Origin of the sequence: Brevibacterium picturae (genome assembly GCF_030453725.1) — a bacterium.
Taxonomy (GTDB): Bacteria; Actinomycetota; Actinomycetes; order Actinomycetales; family Brevibacteriaceae; genus Brevibacterium; species Brevibacterium sandarakinum_A.
In genome coordinates, this window is record NZ_JAKDJU010000265.1 from 1 (window position 1) to 2955 (window position 2955).

Consider the following 2955-nt stretch of genomic DNA (forward strand, 5'->3'; position numbering starts at 1 on the left):
TCAGCACGCCGGCGCCGGCGACCGTCGAGGCAGGGGCGAGGCGGCGGATCGGCCAGTTGTGGTGTCCGAGCGTGCTCATACTCCGAACTGGGTTGAAGTGCTGGGGTGAAGTGTCAGTTAAAATTGCCGTCAAACACTCTGTGCGATGAGCCGACGGAAGGTCCCAGAAGTCAGCCGAAGACGGACGTGCACTCTATCTGCGGTTGCTGATGGCGCGGAACGAGCGAGACGCCCACGCCTTGTCAGCGTGCGCGGCACCGGAGATGTTCGCGTCCTCGACGCAGCAACGGCGCATGGCATGTCCAGCTGTTCCAGAACACTCCAACTTCGCTGCACTGGAATGAGTCGGAGCACGACAGAATCTCCGAAGTCGCCGCCGCGCTGGACGTTTCCAGAGGCCGAGTCTCTCAGCTGGAGCACGGGCGGAAACTCGCCACTCGCTGAGCAATCAAGCACCGCCCGTACTCCCGGAATCAGTTTCGGTCACTGAGGCTATTGCCCTCTACTCCCCCGCAGCCATCGCATCGATCGCGGCCGGATCCGACGAGCGCAGGAACTCCTCGATCCGAGCGGCCTCTTCGCCTTCGCCGATCGCACCGGCGGCACGGCCGAGGGCGTTGAGGGCGCGGAGGAATCCGCGGTTGATCTCGTGCTTCCACGGGATCGGTCCTGATCCGCGCCATCCGGCGGCACGCAAGGAGTCGAGTCCGCGGTGGTAGCCCACACGGGCATAGGCGTAGGAGTCGACGAGGCGGCCCTCGCCATGGGCCTCATCGGCGAGGATCGCCCAGGCCAGGGAGGAGGCCGGCAGTCCGGCGACGATATCAATGGGCTCCTCGCCGGCGTCGAGGCGCTTCTTCGCTTCGACGTCTGCGTGGTCGTCGGGCAGGTAGGTCGGCTGGGGGCCGAGCTGCGAGGCATCGAGGTTGCCGATGTGCGATGGGTTGCCGATGGGCTGTGTCATGTCATCTCCTGATCGTGGGTTGTGCTGGTCGGGCGGACAGTGCATAACAGCCGCCGAGGTGCTCCCCCGGCCATCCTGTCAGACTCAGTCGGTCTTCACATCCGAAGGCTGGATGGTGTACGGATTCGTGCTGAGAGCTCCGAAGACTCCCGCCTCGGCGAGTTCCTTGAGCTGCTTTTCGTCCTTGACTCCGGTCGCCCAGACCTTGAGGTCTGTGCCGGTCCACTCCGCTGCGTCTGCTGCGTCGACGGCAATCATCGTGTATCCCGATGAGGAGAACGACTCGGCACCCGAAGCAGTCACATCTCCGGTGAACATCGCGGCCACACCCGCGTCAGATGCCGCCTTCGCGACCGCGGCGCTCGAGGTCCGCACGATTGTCGATTCGGCGATGTCCGCCTCGGCGACCTTCTCCAGCACCGGACCTGCCACTTCGGGCGATTCGACGAGGGGCATGAGGACGGTGGCTCCGGCGATCTCATCGATCATCTGATCCCAGGTCATGGGTTCACCGGATGCAGTTCCCTTACGCGGGGGTTTGATGGTCTGGGCGAGGAACGAATCCCGATCCAGCGTGGACAGGTCGTCCTTGAGTCCCATGTCCTTGGGCGCGGCCTCCGGGTCAGCGGCGACGACGGTGCCATCGCCGAGTGTCGTCAGAGTCGGAGCCGGCAGGTAGCCGAACTTCGTGTTCTCGGTGAATGCGCGCTTGGAGTTCGCGGGATAGACATCGGATCCACCGTCGAGGGCGGCAACCGCGGGTTGATTGAGCGAGTCGACTGTCAGGTGGTCCTTGCTGCTGAACATGTTGAACCCAAGGACGGCAACGACGGCGATGACGACGATGAGCCCAGCCCAGAGAGGTGCATTGAATTTCTTCGGCGCCGGACGGTCGGGAACGGGAGCGCGGTCATGGTCGAGCGGCGCGTCGGGTGTCTGAGAGCCGTTGGCCTGCGCACGCTGGTTCTGCTCGCGTTCGCTGCGCCCGTATCGGCGATTCTTCTTGCTCAACGACTGCCGTCCTTCGTCGACCCGGCACCGGTGACCAGCCCCCGCAGGAAGCCGGCACCCCAGCACAGGTGCATGGTGGGCAGGATGAGTCCGAACCAGGCGCGTTCGCGTCGTCCGCAGTCCTGTGCCGCCGAGGCGGTCGCGAGAATTCCCGACACGTAGCCCAGGCTGGGCACGTGGACCAGGGAAGTGAAACGACGCAGGAACTTGGGCCAGGTCTTCGTCCGCCCCGTAATCTGCAGGAGGGCTTCGATGACGCTGGCGCCCATGCCGAGGACCAGCAGCGGTGGTGCGAAGTAACGCAGCGAGTTGGCCGATCCGTAGCGACGGATGAGCTCGGCCCGCCAGATTCCGGTGGCCCAGAACTGCTGGGCGATCTTCGACCAGGAATCGCGGGGCCAGTAGGTGACCTCCATGCCCGGGTTGAACCAGATACGTCCCCCGGCCGTGCGGATGCGCAGGTTGAGTTCCCAGTCCTGACCGCGTTTGATGCCTTCATCGAAATCGCCGAGGTGGTCGAAGACCTCACGTCGATACACGCCGAGGTAGGCCGACTCGGCCTCGCCCGCTTCGTCGCCGGAATGGTAGGCGGGACCACCCAAACCGACCGGTGACATATAAGCCCGGGCGACAGCCTTCTGGAAGGAGGTGCGACCGCGGGCGAGCATGAGCCCACCGCAGTTAGCGGCCTGGGTCTGGCGCAGGGTGTCGATGGCCTGCTGCGTGTAGTCGGTGCACAGCCCGGAGTGTGCGTCGACGCGGATGATCACGGGGTGATGGGTCGCGGCGATCGCGAGGTTGAGGCCGATGGGCGTCGCCGCCTCGGGGTTGTCGACGGTCTGGATCCGAGGGTCCTCAGCCGCCATGTCGGCGATGATCCGGTTCGTGTCGTCGGTCGATGGACCGAGCGCGAGGACGACTTCTTTGTCCCCGTCGTAGTCCTGGGCCAGGATCGTCGTGATCGCTTTGGCGATGTGCTC

3 protein-coding genes are annotated in these 2955 nt (G+C 64.9%); all 3 read right to left on the reverse strand.

What is annotated here, in order from left to right; genetic code table 11:
- Positions 1–502 precede the first annotated feature (502 nt).
- Entirely contained in the window at positions 503–964 is a 462-nt protein-coding gene (locus L0G76_RS15280) for a DUF3151 domain-containing protein (RefSeq protein WP_301476069.1), read from the reverse strand.
- 84 nt (positions 965–1048) lie between these two features.
- On the reverse strand, positions 1049–1975 hold the full coding sequence (locus tag L0G76_RS15285) for a hypothetical protein (RefSeq protein ID WP_304357995.1): 927 nt from the start codon (positions 1973–1975) through the stop codon (positions 1049–1051).
- A partial coding sequence (locus L0G76_RS15290; RefSeq protein WP_304357996.1) for a glycosyltransferase family 2 protein occupies positions 1972–2955 on the reverse strand: 984 nt, incomplete at its 5' end. The genes L0G76_RS15285 and L0G76_RS15290, both read right to left, overlap by 4 nt.